The following is a 17,161-nucleotide window of genomic DNA, read 5'->3' as shown; positions in this document are numbered from 1 at the left end:
GACGATTAATAATGAAAATCTAGCCAAACTGCTTTAAAAAACGTACGTCGTTTTGGAAAAATAAGCGCAAATCATCAATACCGTAATACAGCATCGCAAAGCGCTCAATACCCATCCCAAAAGCAAAGCCAGTGTATTTATCGCTATCAATACCGCAGTTGGTCAGCACTTGTGGATGCACCATACCGCAGCCCATGACCTCAAGCCATTTGCCATTATCATCGAGGATATCGACTTCAGCAGAAGGCTCAGTGAATGGAAAAAATGACGGACGGAAACGCACGGTCAGTTCTTTGGCAAAGAACGCCTCTAAAAATTCACTAATTAAACCTTTTAACTCAGCAAAGGTACTCGACTCGGTAACCATCAAACCTTCTAGCTGATGGAACATCGGTGAGTGGGTTTGATCGGAATCATTACGATAGACGCGACCGGGGCAAATAATGCGAATCGGTGGTTCGTTCTTTTCCATGGTACGAATCTGTACTGGGCTGGTGTGCGTACGTAGTAGATAGTGCGCATCAAAATAGAAGGTGTCATGCATCGCACGTGCTGGGTGATGCGACGGAATATTGAGCGCTTCAAAATTATAATAGTCGCTCTCAACTTCAGGGCCAGTTGCAACATTAAAACCTGCTTGTATAAAATACTGCTGCATACGCTGAGTAATCATGGTCACAGGATGCAAATGACCTTTTTGACCACCGCGAGCAGGCAAGGTGATATCAATACTCTCGCTCGCAAGCTTGGCATTTAATGCTGCGACTTCTAGCTGCTGCTGCTGCGCTGTTAACGCTTCTTGAATACGGCTACGCACTTCATGTAACCAGCCGCCGTAAGTTTTTTTATCATCGCTACTCAGTTTACCCATCTGCTTCGACCAGCCAGTTAAGGGGCTCTTTTTACCCGTCAGCTGCACACGCAAATCTTGCAGCGCACGCACATCCGTCAGTTGTAGAACCAATGCTTCAGCGGCACTGGCAAACTCGGTTAGCTGAGCTTCGTTAAGCTCGTTAAGCTCTGTAGATAAGGTCGGTAGCGCCGACAAATCGGTGGTAGCAGCAGGGGTAGTCATAAGACGCATTCTTCCTGATTTAAACGGACTATTAATAATAGTGATTGGTAATTGTAGGGATTTGACCAAATATTGCAAACCATTTACCCAATCATTTTAATATAAGGGCAAGTTATATGAATGGCTTGAATATTTAGACAATAACTTTTAATGATGACTTTAGACAATGAAAAGTGCAATTTTACAAAAAGAGTGTTATAGCTTAATTGTGCTAGAACTGGCAATAAAATACTTTAATATAAAAAAAGCCACCGACCAGCGGTAGCTTTTATTAATATCGACCTATTAATCAATATTATCCCTATCCATATAGATAACCACTTAGAAAAAATTACTTATAAATAAGCACTTGGCAAGCAGACTATCCTAAAGGACGGTTAATATTTATGCTAGTTCCGCTTTTGCTTTTTCAACCAATGCGGTGAAAGTTGCTGCATCATGCATAGCGATGTCAGCAAGTACGCGACGATCGATTGCAATGTTAGCTTTTTTCATGCCATTGATAAAGCGGCTATAGCTTAAGCCGTTTAAGCGTGCACCAGCATTGATACGTGCAATCCAAAGACGACGGAAAGTACGTTTTTTGTTGCGACGGTCACGATAAGCATACTGACCAGCTTTGGTCACTGCTTGTACCGCTACGCGGTAAACACGTGAACGGGCACCGTAGTAGCCTTTTGCGCGTTTTAGGATTTTTTTGTGACGACGATTCGCCTGTACACCACGTTTTACACGGGCCATAAATTACTCCAAGATTTCTTTAATTACTGTTAAGCGAGTCACGATGTCATTAAATAGTTGAATAACAGACATCGTTATCAGATTGCAAAGTCAGGTATTTTTAATTCAGTAGCTATTAATTAAACAGCGCTTAATTAAAGATAAATGACGATAGCCTATTAGATGTATGGGCACATACGACGAACTGCTGCTTCGTCAGACTTGTCCACCATCTTCAGACCGCGCAACTGGCGAATACGCTTAGCTGATTTCTTGGTCAAGATATGGCTTTTGAATGCTTGCTTACGCTTAAAGCCGTTCGCTGTTTTTTTGAAGCGTTTAGCTGCACCGCTTCTGGTTTTCATCTTAACTTTCATGATGATTTGCCTCTTTGTCTTTGATAGAACCTGGTCGTCAAATAGTAAAAACGAATAGTGGCTGTGAAAACAAGCACTAAACCTCTATTTGCCTCGAGGTGGGAGGCGCTATTTTAACAGATCATGCGCAGTTTTGCCAAGGAAAGTTTTGGCCGCCTTTATCGTATGTTGTTCTTTCTAATAACAAATACCCTACCACTTATTTTTATCTTCCAAACCTTGATTGTTAGCCGCTTAAAGTACAAGCTTAAAAGTAAAAACTGAGCTACAAAAAACTATCAATAGACAGTTAATAGAAACTAAGGTTAGCTAAGTGAATAGTTGGGTATTATTTACAATTATTGGTTTATCAAAACTCCGCTCAGGTATAATTGTGCTTTAATGACTGATTTAACATATTGAATGTCAGCTTAAGCTGTGTTTAAGTAGAGATTGCGCACTGATAAAGCGCTCACATAAATGATAGATAGGCTGAATGACCTTTATTTAGCGAATACTTAGCGGCTTTTTATTACTGACTACTTTCTACTTATAAGACGATAGATGATGACTTTACCTGCTTGGCTGACTGCCGTGAATTTTAATGCTGATGGTTTGATTCCTGCAATTGCGCAAGATCATCTGTCAGGACGTATTTTAATGATGGCGTGGATGAACGCCGAATCCCTACAATTGACTGCGCAAACGCAGACCGCAGTATACTTTTCACGTTCGCGTGCCAAGTTATGGCATAAGGGCGAGTCCTCTGGGCATACGCAGCGTGTACATGATATTCGTCTAGATTGTGACGCCGATGTGATTGTGCTGAGTGTGACTCAAGCAGGTGGTATCGCTTGTCATACAGGGCGCGAGTCTTGTTTTTATCAGCGTTTGGATTTATCAGGGCAAACCCCTGAGTGGCAAACGGTCGACAAAGTATTGAAAGATCCAACAGAGATTTATCATTCAAATGCTACAGCAAAAGCTACTCCTCAAATTAATAATGTACCATCTCAAAATAGAGTTCATTCGGATACCAATCAGAATGACCGTAGCCTCACCACTCACTCTATTTTGCAACAGCTCGATGGTGTATTGGCAGAACGCAAACAAGCAGATGTTGATAGCTCGTATGTGGCAAGCTTATACGCCAAAGGTCTCAATAAAATATTAGAAAAAGTGGGAGAAGAGAGTACAGAAAGCATCATCGCTGCCAAAGACTTTGCTAATTGCGATGAAAACAGAGACAAAGCACAATATGAGGAAGCGCGTCATGAGCTGATCTATGAGGTCGCAGATGTCTGGTTCCATACCTTAGTGGGACTGGCATGGTTTGATATAGAGTCAGATGCGGTATTACATGAGTTGGGTCGACGCTTTGGTCTCTCAGGTATTGATGAAAAAGCCGCGCGCTAGCTTTTGTAAGGTCAATAACATTTATAATATGAGTATGTTTTGTCATTTAAGAGGGTATTAACAGTAATAACAAGCGAAACCACTGCCCTGTTTGATTATTGTTGCTTTCACCTTTTTGTCACAAGTGCAGGTTATAATATAGTGACGTGTTACTTCGTATGAGATGTCGATATCTTTTGTTTACGATAGCAATATTCTATACACTCAACGTATTCATATAAAGACTGAAAACCAAGACATAAGGATAGCATTATGGGCAGTTTTTCCATTACGCATTGGCTGATTTTATTGGTCGTGGTGGTTGTTGTATTTGGCACCTCCAAACTAAGAAATGCCGGTAAAGATTTGGGCGGCGCGGTCAAAGGTTTTAAAGAAGCCGTCAAAGACGAAAATACCGAACATGCTAAAAAGCAGGTGGTGCTCGATCATGATGGTAATGCACATACAACCGATCGTCCGGCAGCCAATAAAGCGACTGACGCTGATATCAGTCCTGCTCCTATTGACGATAAGCACAATGTATAGTTCTGGGTATAACCTTGGTCGCATCTAGATAGTGATATTTAACGCTTATGTTTGATATTGGGTTTTCTGAATTATTGCTTTTTGGCGTCATTGCCTTAATCGTCTTGGGGCCAGAAAAGCTGCCCCAAGCGGCACGCACTGCTGGGCAATGGTATGCCAAAATTCGTCGCACAGTTTCTACCTTGCAGTCTGAAATCGAAGCGGAACTTGATTTGGCTGAAACTCGCCAACTGATGCAAAAAGAGCTTGCCAAAATTCGCCAAACTGAAGCGGAAATGCGACGTGAAATGGCAGAGATGCGCGGCAGTATGCAACAGTTTGAATCCTCACAAAACCAGCATCTAAAAGCAGCGCGTCACGTGAAGGATGCTGAAGTAGATGCCGAAAACGATAACGGTGACAATGAAAAACGCGATAATTCATTAGCGACACCAAAAGAGTTTGATTATACCTATGACAGTTATGGGTCAGATAAAAAGTCAGAAGAGTCTAAGCAAGCAGAGTCAGCGGCTCAAGATAATGACGATAGTCTAAAAACTGACTGTAGTCACAATGCCAAACAAGTGATTCAAACCGTCACAACTAGACCATGGGAAAATATGTGGTTCCGTCTTGGCGCTTACGATAAAGCGCGACGTTTGCCGCAACCGCCCTATTTACCCAATTATAAAGCCGACATTTTATTAAACAGCGCTATCAACCGTTTAGAGAATCCTTTACATAAACAGGCTTCTGTTAATAAGCAGGAGATTGAATAGTGGGTTTATTTAAACGTAAAAAAAGCCGTCAAGAAAAAGTAAGGGATACAGAGAGCAATGCAGCACCAGAGGCGCTTGATAACGAGGACTCTGATGATATCTTAAGCTCACTGGGCGATATGCCGATTACCGAGCATTTGATTGAGTTGCGTCGGCATCTGATTAAGATATGCGTCGCGGTACTGGTGATATTTTTAGCATTGGTCGGTTTTTCACGCGAGCTTTATGATTTTTTATCCGACCCCTTGGTTGCCCAGTTGCCCGCCAATTCGACGATGATTGCGACCGATATCACTTCCAACTTTATGGCACCGATACGCTTAACGATATTTGTCGCGGCCTTTTTTGCCATGCCGTATATCTTGTATCAAATCTGGTCGTTTGTGGCACCTGGGTTATATAAAAAAGAGAAGAAAGTCGCTATTCCTGTACTGATGTCTTCCATATTTTTATTTTATGCAGGCGTGGCTTTCTCTTATTTTATTGTACTGAAAGGCGTTTTAAAGTTCTTTATCATGTTTGCGCCGCAGAATGTCTTACCAATGACAGATATTGACAGTTATTTAAGTTTTTCCCTCAAGCTCTTTATGGTATTTGGGCTGACATTTGAGATTCCGGTTGTCACTTTACTATTGATATTGGCGGGTGTCGTCTCCATTCAGAGCTTAGAAGACAAACGCCGTTATATTATCGTTGGCTGTTTTGCCGTCGCTGCAATCGTTACACCACCTGATGGCGTGTCGATGTTGATGCTCGCCATCCCGATGTGGTTGTTGTTTGAGCTGGGATTATTTTTAGCGAAAATTTTGATTAAAGAAGAGCGCAGCCTTGATTTGGCAAACGATGCAGGATTAAAGAAAGAATAGCTCTACTTATCAGGCACTTATTTCAAAAACAGCATACACGCTAATCTGTTAATATAATCCGCTTACTTCCACTTTTATTTTCTATTAACTTTTTTATTATTGTCATGTGCGATTGCAAATATTTTGCAATCAACATTAACATTAACATCATCTGACCAATCAGCCATTGTCTATGCAGTGGCTTTTTTTACCCCCGTTATTTTTGCCCTCATTCTAGTATTTTAGGTAGCTTTATTATGTCCGCATCTATGCCAGCTTATATGAGCGATCCCACCGATGAGCAGCTGAACGCGCTAAATATGGCGATGGATCACAAGTCATTTAAAGTGGTCGCTTATGCGGGCGCAGGTAAAACGACGACGCTCAAATTAATCGGTGAGCGTCTGCGTGGCCGCGGCTTATATTTAGCATTCAATAAAGCCATTGCTAACGATGCGCGGCAGAAATTCCCCGGTCACGTCGATTGTCGTACCTTTCACTCACTTGCTTATCGTCATGTTGCCCGTGATATCACCGCAAAGCTATCACTACCACGCTTTTCGCCTAAACGTTTAGGTGATGACTTGGGTCTGCAACCGGTGCAAGTACGTAGGCAGATGGACGGCGTTAATAAATATATTACCCTCACGCCAGCACGATTATCGCGCTTTGTTAGTGATGCCATTAGCAATTTTTGTAGTACGCATGCCAGCTATCCTGCGCCAAGGCATATCCTATTTCCAAGTTGGCTTGATGGCTCAGATGCCGAGCAGTTACGTGAGATGCTCTACCCTGCCGTTGAACAGCGCTGGTTACAGTCGATTGATGCGCGCCATCCTGCCGGTATCGGACATGATATTTACCTCAAGCTTTGGGCATTATCAAAACCCAGTATCCCAGCGGATTTTATTTTATTCGATGAAGCGCAAGATGCTGACCCGCTGATGATGGGAATTTTGACCCAGCAGCCGCGTCAAGTCATCTACGTCGGCGATGCTCACCAGCAGATATATGAGTGGCGCGGTGCGGTCAATGCGATGAAAAAACTGCCATTGCCGCAAACCTTATTGACGCAATCGTTTCGTTTTGGCGAACCAATTGCTGAGATTGCTAACACTTTGCTTAAAGCATTGCAAGAAGATGTTCCTTTAAAAGGCAATCCAAATAAGCAGTCCTCTACCGAAAAAGGCATGGTACATAGTAAAAAAGATGCCATTCTTTGCCGTACCAATGCTGCCGCTATGTCACAGCTGTTAACGGGCTTAAAACTTGGGCATAGAGTGGCGCTACAAGCCGATACCGATCGCATGCTAAAATTCTGTCAGGCAGCCGAAAATTTAAAAAATGGTAAATCAGCTTACGGTGTACCTGAGCTCGCCTATTTTTATAATTGGAGTGATGTACAAGAGTATTCTGAAACCAATGAAGGGAGTGATTTAAAAACACTGGTGAAACTGGTCGACGATCACGGTACCAATGTGTTGAGCCAAGCGGTTAATAGCTTATCCAGTATCGAAAATGCTGACTATGTCATCTCAACTGCCCATAAAGCCAAAGGTCTTGAGTGGGGAAAAGTGCAGCTAGATGACGATTTTTATTACGATGTGACCACCAATGCGGTAAAAATCAGCCCAGAAGAATTGCGCTTGCTCTATGTTGCTTGTACACGTGCGCGAAGTAATTTGGACATTCATAATATTAAAGACTTGATATCAGGATTGCAGACCGGCAAAAAGGTCATTTTTGGTAATACTTAATAACCTTTTCATCATCTTCTCAAGACCCGACTATTTCACTTTATGTAATGAATAATTAGCCATGAATAACATCCAGACGTCTAACACTTCATCTTTATCTAAAGCCCTGCAAGAGCGCCAAGATACCGTACAGCAATTATTTGCCAATCCTGTTCGTCTACTCGCTCCCATGGAAGGCTTAACCGACCCGTTAATGCGGCAAATCCTAACACAGATTGCGGCAGACTTGGGGCGTCCTTATGATTGGTCAGTCAGTGAATTTATTCGCGTGACTCAGCATGTCTTGCCAGCGCATGTCTTTTATAAATACGTGCCAGAACTGCATCACGATGCTAAGACGGCCTCTGGTACACCGATTCATATTCAACTACTCGGTAGTGAAGCGCAATTAATGGCAGAAAACGCCGCTTATGCTTGTGAGCTTGGTGCGCCGGCGATTGACATTAACTTTGGTTGTCCTGCTAAAACGGTCAATAGCCATCGTGGCGGTTCCGTATTGCTTGATGAGCCTGAAGTGATGTATGACATTATCAGCGCCGTACGCCAAGCTGTGCCCAGTCATATTCCCGTATCAGCTAAGATTCGCTTGGGCTATACCGATAGCAGTCGCATGGATGATATCAAAGCTGCGATTGCTGCGAGCGGTGCAGATTGGCTAACCATTCATGCACGGACCAAAACCCAAGGCTATAAACCGCCCGCTTATTGGGATAAAATTCAGAATTTTAATACGTTGCACATTCCAGTCATTGCCAACGGTGAAATTTGGAATAGTGAGCAGGCGCAAAACTGTATGGCGCAATCAGGTACGACGCATTTAATGCTTGGGCGCGGCGCAGTTACCCGTCCCGACTTGATTGCCCAGCTCGATAATGTCAGTCGTCAAATTTATCAAAACCATCATGATCCGGACAATACAATGACGTTATTATGGCAAGACTTGATTGCACATCAGATTAAATTTTTAGAGGGTGCGGCGAAAAGCGATGTGGTTTTAGTCGGTCGTTATAAGCAGTGGTTGGCGATGCTCACCAAAGGCTATAGCGAGGCGAAAACACTGTGGGACGATATCAAACGAGAGAAAAATAAAGCAGTGATTATTAATGCTTTACACGCAAGCGTCGCTTAATGAATCACTACCGTATTGATGACACGCCTTATTTGTAGAGTGTCTGATTTGTGGAGTACCTTATACACTTAGCTAAATCGACTTACATACTGACCCGAATTGCTAAGTAAAATAACATCAATGAGCAAGCCATCGACAGCACCCAAAGAATAGAACGAAAGGTTGCCAAATTGGTAATATAGGCCACGCAAAAACCAATACGAATCAGCACATAAAGCCAAGCGATGGTATTAATAATCAATTGTGGTACAAAAAATAGCATTGCAACCAATACTGCGGCCAAAAATATGGGCAAAGTCTCATAGCTGTTTTGTTGTGCCGCATTAGCCCGCGCGGCAGCTCCCGTCGTCCCTTGTAAAAAATCACGCGGATGCGCATTATCAGCCAAATTAAAGCCGCCAATCGCTTTTGCCGTCAGCGCCATCGCTAGTGGTAGCAAACTTGCCACCACCATCGCCCAAATACCTGCCGCTGCGCTATCGGGAATCAACCTAAAGAATAGACTCATAAGTATAATCGTCCTTATCCGGCAATCACTTCAAAATCATGAGTCACATTGACCCCGCCCTGCACCAGCATCCGACTAGCTGAGCAGTATTTTTCTGCAGACAGTTTTATTGCCTTTTCTACTTGGCTTTCTTTGACATCTTGTCCCGTCACCACAAAATGCATATGGATATCAGTATAAACCGCTGGCACGGTTTCGGCGCGTTGAGCGGTCAACTCACAACGCACGTCAGTCACTTCTTGGCGCGACTTTTGTAAAATTGCCACTACATCATAACTGGCACAGCCACCAAGCCCTAATAAAATCAGCTCCATTGGACTGGCGCCTTTTTCTTTATCGGCATCGATTTGGACGTTATGTCCTGATGGCGACACACCCATAAAGGCTTTGTTTTCTTGCCATGTAACGCTTGCTTTTGACTCTGACATCTTAAATATTCCTTGTTTTCATTGTAAATGTCCCAATGTTTAATTTGCACAACTCTTAATTAACATAAGATTTAATTTGAATGGTGCCTATTTTTTATTTTCTGAGAAACAATGTTTTTTGAAAAAATAATTTCTTTTGCTAGTGTAGCATAAGCCAAAAAGAGATTTATGAAGTCATCACCTCATTTGATTTTTATCAACTGCCATCTTGATTACCTTTTGGAAAATGATGTTTACTACTTAACTTAATTCTTAAGTATTTATACCTTCATAATTATCTAAACTTATATTACTTGCAAGATTAACCGAAATTAACTTACAAAAGTCCGCTTATAAGTAGCTGATTTTAAAGCATTAAACTTGTGAAACATTTTATAGCAAAATACTGTTACACATTCCGGTTGTTTCTTGGTTTAATAACGGTAATGAATCTTATTTTGTCATGGTACCGATAACAATCACCTTATAATAACTATGATTGCTGTCACTGCACCTTGTCGAAATAAGCTATTTTTAAACAATTTAAAAGGGTTTAGTCATGATAGATGCAGACGGCTTTCGCGCCAATGTCGGCATCATCTTGGCAAATACACAAGGGCAAGTTCTGTGGGCAAAACGTATTGGTCACAACGCTTGGCAGTTCCCTCAAGGCGGCATCGACCGCGGGGAGACGCCGATGGATGCAATGTATCGCGAGCTCTGGGAAGAGGTCGGCTTACATCCGCGTCATGTGGATTTATTGGCGGTCACGCAAGATTGGTTGCGCTACCGCCTGCCGAAACGCTATGTGCGTCATGGGCAGTATCCTTTGTGTATTGGGCAAAAACAAAAATGGTTTTTGCTGCGCTTAGATGAGCAGAACACTCAACATATCCGCTTTGATGAGGGGAAACCAGAGTTTGATAACTGGCAATGGGTCAGCTATTGGTATCCACTCGGACAGGTGATTCACTTTAAACGCGGCGTATATCGTCGGGCCTTGCAAGAATTGGTACCCGAATTACCGCTCCAACAAGGACTTATTATTCCGGAACAAAACAACCATTTGTTGGTGGAATAAAGAACTAGAGTTTTTTTAATATCAAATCCAAAAGAGCCTGTATCTAGTAATACAGGCTCTTTTATATTTATAAGTGCTCAGCTTATGGCTTGATAGCAATTTTTAAGACGCCATCACGCTGATGCATAAATAAATCATATGCTGCTACTATGTCATCTAAAGCATAAGTATGAGTGACCATTTCTGATAAATCCACCCGTCCGGTTTCAATGACACTCATTAAACGGCGCATGCGCTCTTTACCGCCCGGACATAGAGCCGTTCGAATCGTGTGGTCACCGAGACCTGAAGCAAAGTGAGCCATAGGAATGGTTAAATCCTCAGAATAAACACCGAGGCTCGATAGTGTGCCGCCTGGTTTTAGTACTTTCAGCGCCTGCTCAAAGGTGGTTTTTAAACCAAGTGCTTCGATGCTGCTATCAACACCGCGACCACCGGTGAGTTTTAATATCTCGTCAACCACATCCACTTCATTGAAGTTAAATGTGATGTCAGCACCCATCTTTTTAGCCATTGCTAAGCGCTGATTATTGCCGTCAATGGCGATGATAGTAGAAGCACCTTTGAGTCTTGCCCCAGCAGTAGCACATAAGCCAATAGGTCCTTGTGCGAACACTGCAACGATATCACCAATATTAATATTGGCATTCTCCGCACCTTTAAACCCTGTAGACATAATATCGGGGCACATTAGCACTTGTTCATCGGTAAGACCATCTGGTACAGGCGCAAGATTGGCCTGTGCATCTGGCACTAGAACGTATTCTGCTTGCGTGCCATCAATGATGTTACCAAAACGCCAACCACCCGTTGCTTTATAGCCATGGCAGGCGCAACTACCGTCTGGCTGAATGTAGCCGCCATCTTGTGATGGAAAGCCATCTTGACAGGCGTATGAGCTAAAGCTTGGACAAATGGCACCAGCGATCACTCGTTGTCCTTCTTTATAGCCTTGTACCGCCGAGCCTAATTTTTCGATAATACCTACCGGCTCATGACCAATCGTTAGTCCTTTGGCAACAGGATACTCACCTTTAAAAATATGGATATCGGTACCACAAATCGTGGTTGTCGTAATTTTTAAGAGCGCATCATTCGGTCCTACATTAGGAATCTTTTTCTCTACAATCTCAATTTTACTAGGCTCAATAAATATTAGTGATTTCATCATAGTCATGTCACATTCCTTGTGTTGTCAATATTTGCTTAATCCACATTAGATTTAGCAATGATTATATTCAGAATAATCCATATTATTAATATAATAGTAGTAACCTGAAGAAAAATCCACAATTAAATTATGGAATTAATGATTGTCCATCACAGAGTGCTAAATACTGAGCACAGAATCTCTTATATTAAGTATCATTGAGCATAAATAAAGATCGACAAAATATTCATAAGTTATTCGCTCATATTGTGTTGGTATTCTCGACTGTCTAAGCGAACACAATGAGTCGTTTGTGATTCGGTAGACTGCGAAGGATTGTTACTTTTATGACTCAACGTTAAAATACTTTGAGTACGGGTACCATAAGTAGGTAGACTTTTCTCAAGATTGGTTAAATAAGTAGGCGCAATATAGATCGAAGACAAAGCTTGTTCTATTTCAATAGGTACGCCAGTCTCTGGCAGCGCATCCCTTGGCGCTGGTGTGCTATCAGATAGAACATTAAAAGCTGCGTCTTGCCAGTATTTAAAATCACTATTTTCGCTAATTAGTGGCAAAACTTCCTGACGTAATCGACCACGCAGACGTTCGGTCTTAAACCAAGCCTCTTCTGGTTGACCATTAGATAGCACGTACAATCCTGCATATAATGGTGTCGGCGCATGACCACGATTATTAACAATTACCGCTTGCGCCGCATCACCAATAATAAGATTGAAGCCTGCATAATCTTGTAAGCTGATTTGTCGCGCAAAGTCCATCGGGCTTAAACTACTGGTCAAGAAATCCGTGACCAATTCACCACGTGAGCGTTCATCGTTACCTGCCTGCATGCCATCACGAAAGTTCAATACCGCCGCCCAACGTCCGTTTTGCTTATAAAAACCCTTCTGCTGGTCTTGGTGAATACCCAGCCACGTACCGCCGCTTTGCTTATCGCGTCCTGCATAAATAGGCTTATCTGACCACTGATGTAGTGGCTCTGTCGGACGCTGCAAAAACTCATCACGATTGGACAGTAACACCAAAGGCAGTTCATCAAATAACTGCCAAGCAATGGCGACGATACACATAGTTTTCCTTTTATATGATTAGTATGGGTTTCTTATTTAGCATGTGGCTATGATTTAGTATTCAAAGCTACTTATTATTTACTATTAATTGGTATTTAACTGTTTATCCGCAGGGTAACTGATTTTATACGTCGACTGCACTACCTGAGATTGTTTACTTGGTAAATCAAACTCCCACGCGACCATACCTTTATTATCATTCCAATCTTTTGTGCTAATCACTGGTGTATGTGTTGCGCTTACCTTAATACTGTCATCACTACTCACAGGCTCTGCGCCTAACACTTGCAAGCGCACGCTACGATTGTGCTGATTGGTAAATTGATAAGCTTGGGTGATGGTTTTGGTTTGTTGACGGTTAAACACGCCTTTATCACCTTTTTTATCTTCATCAGTCAGCTGTTTCACAAGTAGGCTCGGATCAACACCAAAACCAATACCCTGCTCTTTTAGGCTCTGGTAATCATAGCGCGACTGACCAACATAATTATCGTCGCGGTACAGTTGCAACGAGCCATCTGCCCAAGCCGGTGTCAAAAATGGCGCAGACGCATACCAATAAGCGGCAGTCTCGGCACTAGGCGTGCTGCGTAGCCATAGCTTACTAGTGCCAGATTGTTCATCGATAATAGTGCGTACGCGCCTGCCATCACTAGGAATACTGACACGCTGCGGCAGGCGATACTCAGTGATACCATTTTTATTTTGACTGCTCACCGTAAAGCTCGGTAGCGGTGGCATACTTTCTCCCGATGCACCGCCGCCATAACTGTCTCGCGCAGAAACGACTATTGGAGCTGCCTCCATCATAGGCGATGCATAACGGCTTAACTTAGCTTGCTCTTCTTCATACAATGACAAACGCTCGACTCTGGGCAGCTGACTGGTGGTCGTTTGATTGGGATTAACGGTGCTTAAAATAACTGGCACATTGCTCCAGTTCTCTCCCGTTTGTTGGGCGATGACGGCAGAGGCGGTGATATTAAGCTGCTTGCTGTCTGTATTTAAGCGCGCTTGATAGGTCGGCTCCCAACTGGCACCGCGGACTTGATAGTGCAATTTAACGGTACTTGGCGTACGACTGGCGGTGCGCACACTGACTTGGGTCACACTATTCTGTGCCCGAGTCATATTGCCCGCCAGCATCTGATTGAGCGCATCTTGAGCTTGCACCTCTCGCTGCTGTAGCTCGACAATCCTTTTATTAATGCTTGCCGCTTGCGTCTCTAAATCGCGTGCATTATTGGCAAGCGTGCCAGCCGTATTTATTTGCGTGACCTTGGTCAAATTTTGCAAATAGGCTTTGGTTAAACGTGCGGCTTCTAACTCAGCGCTTATGTCAGCTAAGTTACTCTGCTGGCTTTTTACTGTAGCGTCGCCTTGATATTGGCATTGTGCCGCTTGCTCAGCGCTTAACGTTTCGATACTGACTTCGCCAACATTCACGTTACCAACAGCTTGAACGCTGATACTATCTGGTTCGATGGTTGGTGATAAGCAAGCAAAAACCAGTGTCTGCTCACCGCTACCGCTGATTGGTAAGGTACGCGTTACGCTAGCTAAGCCTTGGTAAATGGTGATATTTTCAATATTACTAATCGCCGCTTGTGCGCCTATAGGAACCCACAGCGTTACGCCTGATGCCACTATGCCTAGCAAAGATAATGTCGATAAATATGGCTGCATGAGGCTTCCTTAGAGATTGAGTCGTTTTTTTCATCTTATCGGTTTTTTTAGCACTTTGCTATCCATTCAATTAAGCATTCACTGATCATAGTATTCGCAAGCGTCAAATCTTGCTATTATAGACAGCATTTATTATCAATAATTATGATGCCTTTATGATGATTCATCCTCAGTATGATCCCGTAGCGCTTTCTTTGGGTCCAGTGGAAGTGCACTGGTATGGGCTAATGTATTTGCTAGCATTTGCCGCAGCTTATGGTCTGGCTTGGTATCGCAGTACCAAACGCGACAATTGGACCACCGATATGGTCTCTGACTTGGTCTTTTATGGCGCACTTGGCGTCATTTTAGGCGGTCGTATCGGCTATGTGCTGTTTTATCAGTTCGGTGAGCTTTTGCAAAATCCTGCTTATTTGTTACGAGTTTGGGAAGGCGGCATGTCTTTCCACGGTGGCTTTATCGGCGTCATGCTGGGCATGTGGTTCTTTGCGCGCAAATATAAAAAGACTACTTTTCAAGTGTTCGACTTTATCGTGCCTTGTGTGCCAACTGGCTTATTATTCGGTCGTATCGGTAACTATATCAATGGAGAATTATGGGGGCGCGTCTCAGATGGTGGCTATAACTGGTTAACCTATTTCCCGCAAGCCACTGCCTTTGATACGCAACAACTGCAAACCAATCCTGAGCTACAAGAGTTAATGCTTGAGGTAAATGGGCAGTATTTGCTACCCCGTCACCCATCGCAGCTATATGAAGCCTTTGCCGAAGGTCTGTTGCTATTTCTCTTTTTATGGTGGTATTCATCAAAACCGCGCCCACGTATGGCAGCATCGGCGGTGTTCTTATTAGGCTACGGTATCAGCCGCTTTATCATCGAGTTCTTCCGTCAGCCAGATGCTGACCAAGGATTCATCTTGTTAGGCTGGATGACCAAAGGGCAACTCTTAAGCGCACCGATGATTATCGCCGGCTTAATCATGCTGATTTATGCTTATAAACGCGGTATTTATGATTGGGGTAAGCAGTCAGCTTATTAATCCTTACTTAGCATCAATGTCTTTATTAACAGCGATATAAAGAATTATATTAAAGATACGTTTTAACAGCGTAAAAGAGCAATTTTATGAGCAGTAATTACTATACCAGTAAAAATGAGCAAGCCTATTTAGACTTGCTACAACACGTCCTTAGTCATGGCAGCGAAAAAGGCGATCGTACCGGAACCGGTACACTGAGCCACTTTGGCGCGCAGCTACGTTTTGACTTAGCAGATGGATTTCCCCTGTTAACCACTAAGAAAGTCCATTTTAAATCTATCGTCTATGAGCTATTTTGGTTTTTAAGTGGCAGCACTCACGTCGATTATTTACAAGAAAATGGCGTGCGCATTTGGAATGAATGGGCGACTGCTGAGCAAACAGCGCGCTTTAACCGTCCTGCTGGTGATTTAGGGCCAGTTTACGGTCATCAATGGCGCAATTATGGCGCTACTAAAGACGAAAATGGCATCTACAATAACGATGGTATCGATCAAATCACCCAAGTCGTTGAGCAAATAAAGAATAATCCCAATTCACGACGCTTAATCGTTTCTGGCTGGAATCCCGGCGAAGCGGAACAAGTTGCCTTGCCGCCTTGTCATACGCTATTTCAGTTTTTTGTCGCGGACAATAAACTGTCATGCCAGCTCTATCAACGCTCAGCGGATTTATTCCTCGGTGTGCCATTTAATATCGCCAGCTACGCCCTGCTTACCCATATGGTCGCGCAAGTGTGTGGTTTAGAGGTTGGTGAATTTGTTTGGACGGGTGGCGATTGCCATATTTACCAAAACCATCGCCAGCAAGTTGAACTGCAACTGACGCGTGAGCTTTATACGCTGCCAACCTTGACCCTTAATCCTGATGTGACGGATATTTTCGCCTTTAACTATGACGATATCAGCGTCAATGGTTATGAATCGCATCCTGCCATTAAAGCGCAAGTTGCCGTATAGCGTTTGTTTATTCGTCTGTTTTAAACCATATTTAAGAATTAGCAAAGGATAATTTATGAGTTATGCCAACACCGAAGTTGCCCAAATCGCGGCTATTAGTAGCAATCGCTGTATCGGCAAAGGAAATGAGCTACCGTGGCATATCTCAGCAGACTTGCAGCATTTTAAAAGCATGACGACCAAGCAAAATGATAGCGCGATACAAGGTATCGTCATCATGGGTCGTAAGACTTTTGAGTCGATGGGCAGCAGACCATTGCCAAAACGTATCAGCTTTATTATCACTACCCAATTAGACTATGCCGAGCAAAGTGGCTTAGTTGATAGTGAAAAAGCTTATGTGATGCATAATTTAGACGATGCGCTGACGCAAGCGGCTAGCCTTGCGCACGGTGCGCATCTTGATACTATTTGGGTCATCGGCGGCGAGCGCGTGTTTAAAGAAGCAATGATGTATACCGACCGTATCGAGCTGACTCACGTCGATACTGAAATCACTGATGGCGATGCCTTTTATCCTGAATTGCCAAGTGAATTTGCAGTCGCGGAAGAATCTGAGCAGATGCATGATGAAAAAAGTGCGCTAGATTTTAAATTTGTGACTTATAGAATAAAAATTGCTGAATAATAAAGTGCTATCGTTAAAAAACCAAAA

At 43.1% G+C, this 17,161-nt stretch carries 18 protein-coding genes; 10 read left to right on the top strand and 8 right to left on the bottom strand.

The genetic code is table 11. From position 1 onward, the window contains the following. Positions 1–19: 19 nt before the first annotated feature. From pheS to rpmI, 3 genes are all read right to left on the bottom strand, one after another. On the bottom strand, positions 20–1,075 hold the full coding sequence (pheS, locus tag FQ084_RS11830) for a phenylalanine--tRNA ligase subunit alpha (RefSeq protein ID WP_149490835.1): 1,056 nt from the start codon (positions 1,073–1,075) through the stop codon (positions 20–22). Between the two features lie 384 nt (positions 1,076–1,459). Beyond that, on the bottom strand, positions 1,460–1,816 hold the full coding sequence (gene rplT, locus FQ084_RS11825) for a 50S ribosomal protein L20 (protein WP_011281252.1): 357 nt from the start codon (positions 1,814–1,816) through the stop codon (positions 1,460–1,462). 158 nt (positions 1,817–1,974) lie between these two features. Next, complete coding sequence (gene rpmI, locus FQ084_RS11820; RefSeq protein ID WP_011281253.1) at positions 1,975–2,172, bottom strand: 50S ribosomal protein L35; 198 nt, start codon at positions 2,170–2,172, stop codon at positions 1,975–1,977. Positions 2,173–2,718: 546 nt separating this feature from the next. On the opposite strand from rpmI, the gene hisIE reads away from it, so the two are divergent. The 6 genes from hisIE (at position 2,719) to FQ084_RS11790 (ending at position 8,581) form a co-directional block, all read left to right on the top strand. Then, positions 2,719–3,567 carry a bifunctional phosphoribosyl-AMP cyclohydrolase/phosphoribosyl-ATP diphosphatase HisIE gene (gene hisIE / locus FQ084_RS11815; protein WP_149490878.1) on the top strand — a complete coding sequence of 283 codons (849 nt, stop codon included), beginning with the start codon at positions 2,719–2,721 and terminating at the stop codon, positions 3,565–3,567. Positions 3,568–3,819: 252 nt separating this feature from the next. After that, a complete protein-coding gene (gene tatA / locus FQ084_RS11810) occupies positions 3,820–4,092 on the top strand; it encodes a Sec-independent protein translocase subunit TatA (RefSeq protein WP_149490834.1) in 273 nt (90 codons plus the stop codon). Between the two features lie 47 nt (positions 4,093–4,139). Continuing rightward, on the top strand, positions 4,140–4,850 hold the full coding sequence (tatB, locus tag FQ084_RS11805; RefSeq protein ID WP_149490833.1) for a Sec-independent protein translocase protein TatB: 711 nt from the start codon (positions 4,140–4,142) through the stop codon (positions 4,848–4,850). After that, complete coding sequence (gene tatC, locus FQ084_RS11800; protein ID WP_149490832.1) at positions 4,850–5,716, top strand: twin-arginine translocase subunit TatC; 867 nt, start codon at positions 4,850–4,852, stop codon at positions 5,714–5,716. The genes tatB and tatC overlap by 1 nt, the downstream gene beginning before the upstream one ends. A gap of 236 nt (positions 5,717–5,952) precedes the next feature. Continuing rightward, positions 5,953–7,452 (top strand): UvrD-helicase domain-containing protein, encoded by a 1,500-nt coding sequence (locus FQ084_RS11795; RefSeq protein ID WP_149490831.1) that lies wholly within the window; start codon positions 5,953–5,955, stop codon positions 7,450–7,452. Between the two features lie 169 nt (positions 7,453–7,621). After that, positions 7,622–8,581 (top strand): tRNA dihydrouridine synthase, encoded by a 960-nt coding sequence (locus FQ084_RS11790; protein WP_316620846.1) that lies wholly within the window; start codon positions 7,622–7,624, stop codon positions 8,579–8,581. Positions 8,582–8,663: 82 nt separating this feature from the next. Here the strand turns inward: FQ084_RS11790 and FQ084_RS11785 are convergent, their stop codons facing one another. Both FQ084_RS11785 and FQ084_RS11780 read right to left on the bottom strand, forming a co-directional pair. Next, entirely contained in the window at positions 8,664–9,089 is a 426-nt protein-coding gene (locus FQ084_RS11785; RefSeq protein ID WP_149490829.1) for an MAPEG family protein, read from the bottom strand. Positions 9,090–9,103: 14 nt separating this feature from the next. Beyond that, entirely contained in the window at positions 9,104–9,517 is a 414-nt protein-coding gene (locus FQ084_RS11780; RefSeq protein ID WP_055125345.1) for an OsmC family protein, read from the bottom strand. 538 nt (positions 9,518–10,055) lie between these two features. Here FQ084_RS11780 and FQ084_RS11775 point away from each other — a divergent pair. Then, entirely contained in the window at positions 10,056–10,577 is a 522-nt protein-coding gene (locus FQ084_RS11775; RefSeq protein ID WP_149490828.1) for an RNA pyrophosphohydrolase, read from the top strand. An 82-nt stretch (positions 10,578–10,659) separates the two neighbouring features. On the opposite strand, the gene FQ084_RS11770 is transcribed toward FQ084_RS11775, so the two are convergent. The 3 genes from FQ084_RS11770 to FQ084_RS11760 all read right to left on the bottom strand — a co-directional run bounded on the left by FQ084_RS11770 (position 10,660) and on the right by FQ084_RS11760 (position 14,507). Then, a complete protein-coding gene (locus tag FQ084_RS11770; RefSeq protein WP_149490827.1) occupies positions 10,660–11,754 on the bottom strand; it encodes an NAD(P)-dependent alcohol dehydrogenase in 1,095 nt (364 codons plus the stop codon). A gap of 227 nt (positions 11,755–11,981) precedes the next feature. Then, the gene (locus FQ084_RS11765; protein WP_149490826.1) at positions 11,982–12,821 is read right to left on the bottom strand and encodes an NRDE family protein; all 840 of its coding nucleotides are present in this window, start codon (positions 12,819–12,821) and stop codon (positions 11,982–11,984) included. 84 nt (positions 12,822–12,905) lie between these two features. After that, a complete protein-coding gene (locus FQ084_RS11760) occupies positions 12,906–14,507 on the bottom strand; it encodes a DUF4139 domain-containing protein (protein WP_149490825.1) in 1,602 nt (533 codons plus the stop codon). Between the two features lie 155 nt (positions 14,508–14,662). On the opposite strand from FQ084_RS11760, the gene lgt reads away from it, so the two are divergent. The 3 genes from lgt (at position 14,663) to FQ084_RS11745 (ending at position 17,134) form a co-directional block, all read left to right on the top strand. Beyond that, entirely contained in the window at positions 14,663–15,547 is an 885-nt protein-coding gene (gene lgt / locus FQ084_RS11755) for a prolipoprotein diacylglyceryl transferase (protein WP_149490824.1), read from the top strand. A gap of 86 nt (positions 15,548–15,633) precedes the next feature. Beyond that, on the top strand, positions 15,634–16,506 hold the full coding sequence (locus FQ084_RS11750; RefSeq protein WP_149490823.1) for a thymidylate synthase: 873 nt from the start codon (positions 15,634–15,636) through the stop codon (positions 16,504–16,506). Between the two features lie 55 nt (positions 16,507–16,561). Beyond that, positions 16,562–17,134: a dihydrofolate reductase gene (locus tag FQ084_RS11745; RefSeq protein ID WP_149490822.1), complete on the top strand. Its 573-nt coding sequence runs from the start codon at positions 16,562–16,564 to the stop codon at positions 17,132–17,134. The last annotated feature ends 27 nt before the right edge of the window (positions 17,135–17,161 follow it).

The organism is Psychrobacter sp. ANT_WB68, from assembly GCF_008369115.1.
Lineage (GTDB): Bacteria > Pseudomonadota > Gammaproteobacteria > Pseudomonadales > Moraxellaceae > Psychrobacter.
Note: the sequence above shows the minus strand (reverse complement) of the source record. Positions and strands in the feature narration are given on the sequence as shown.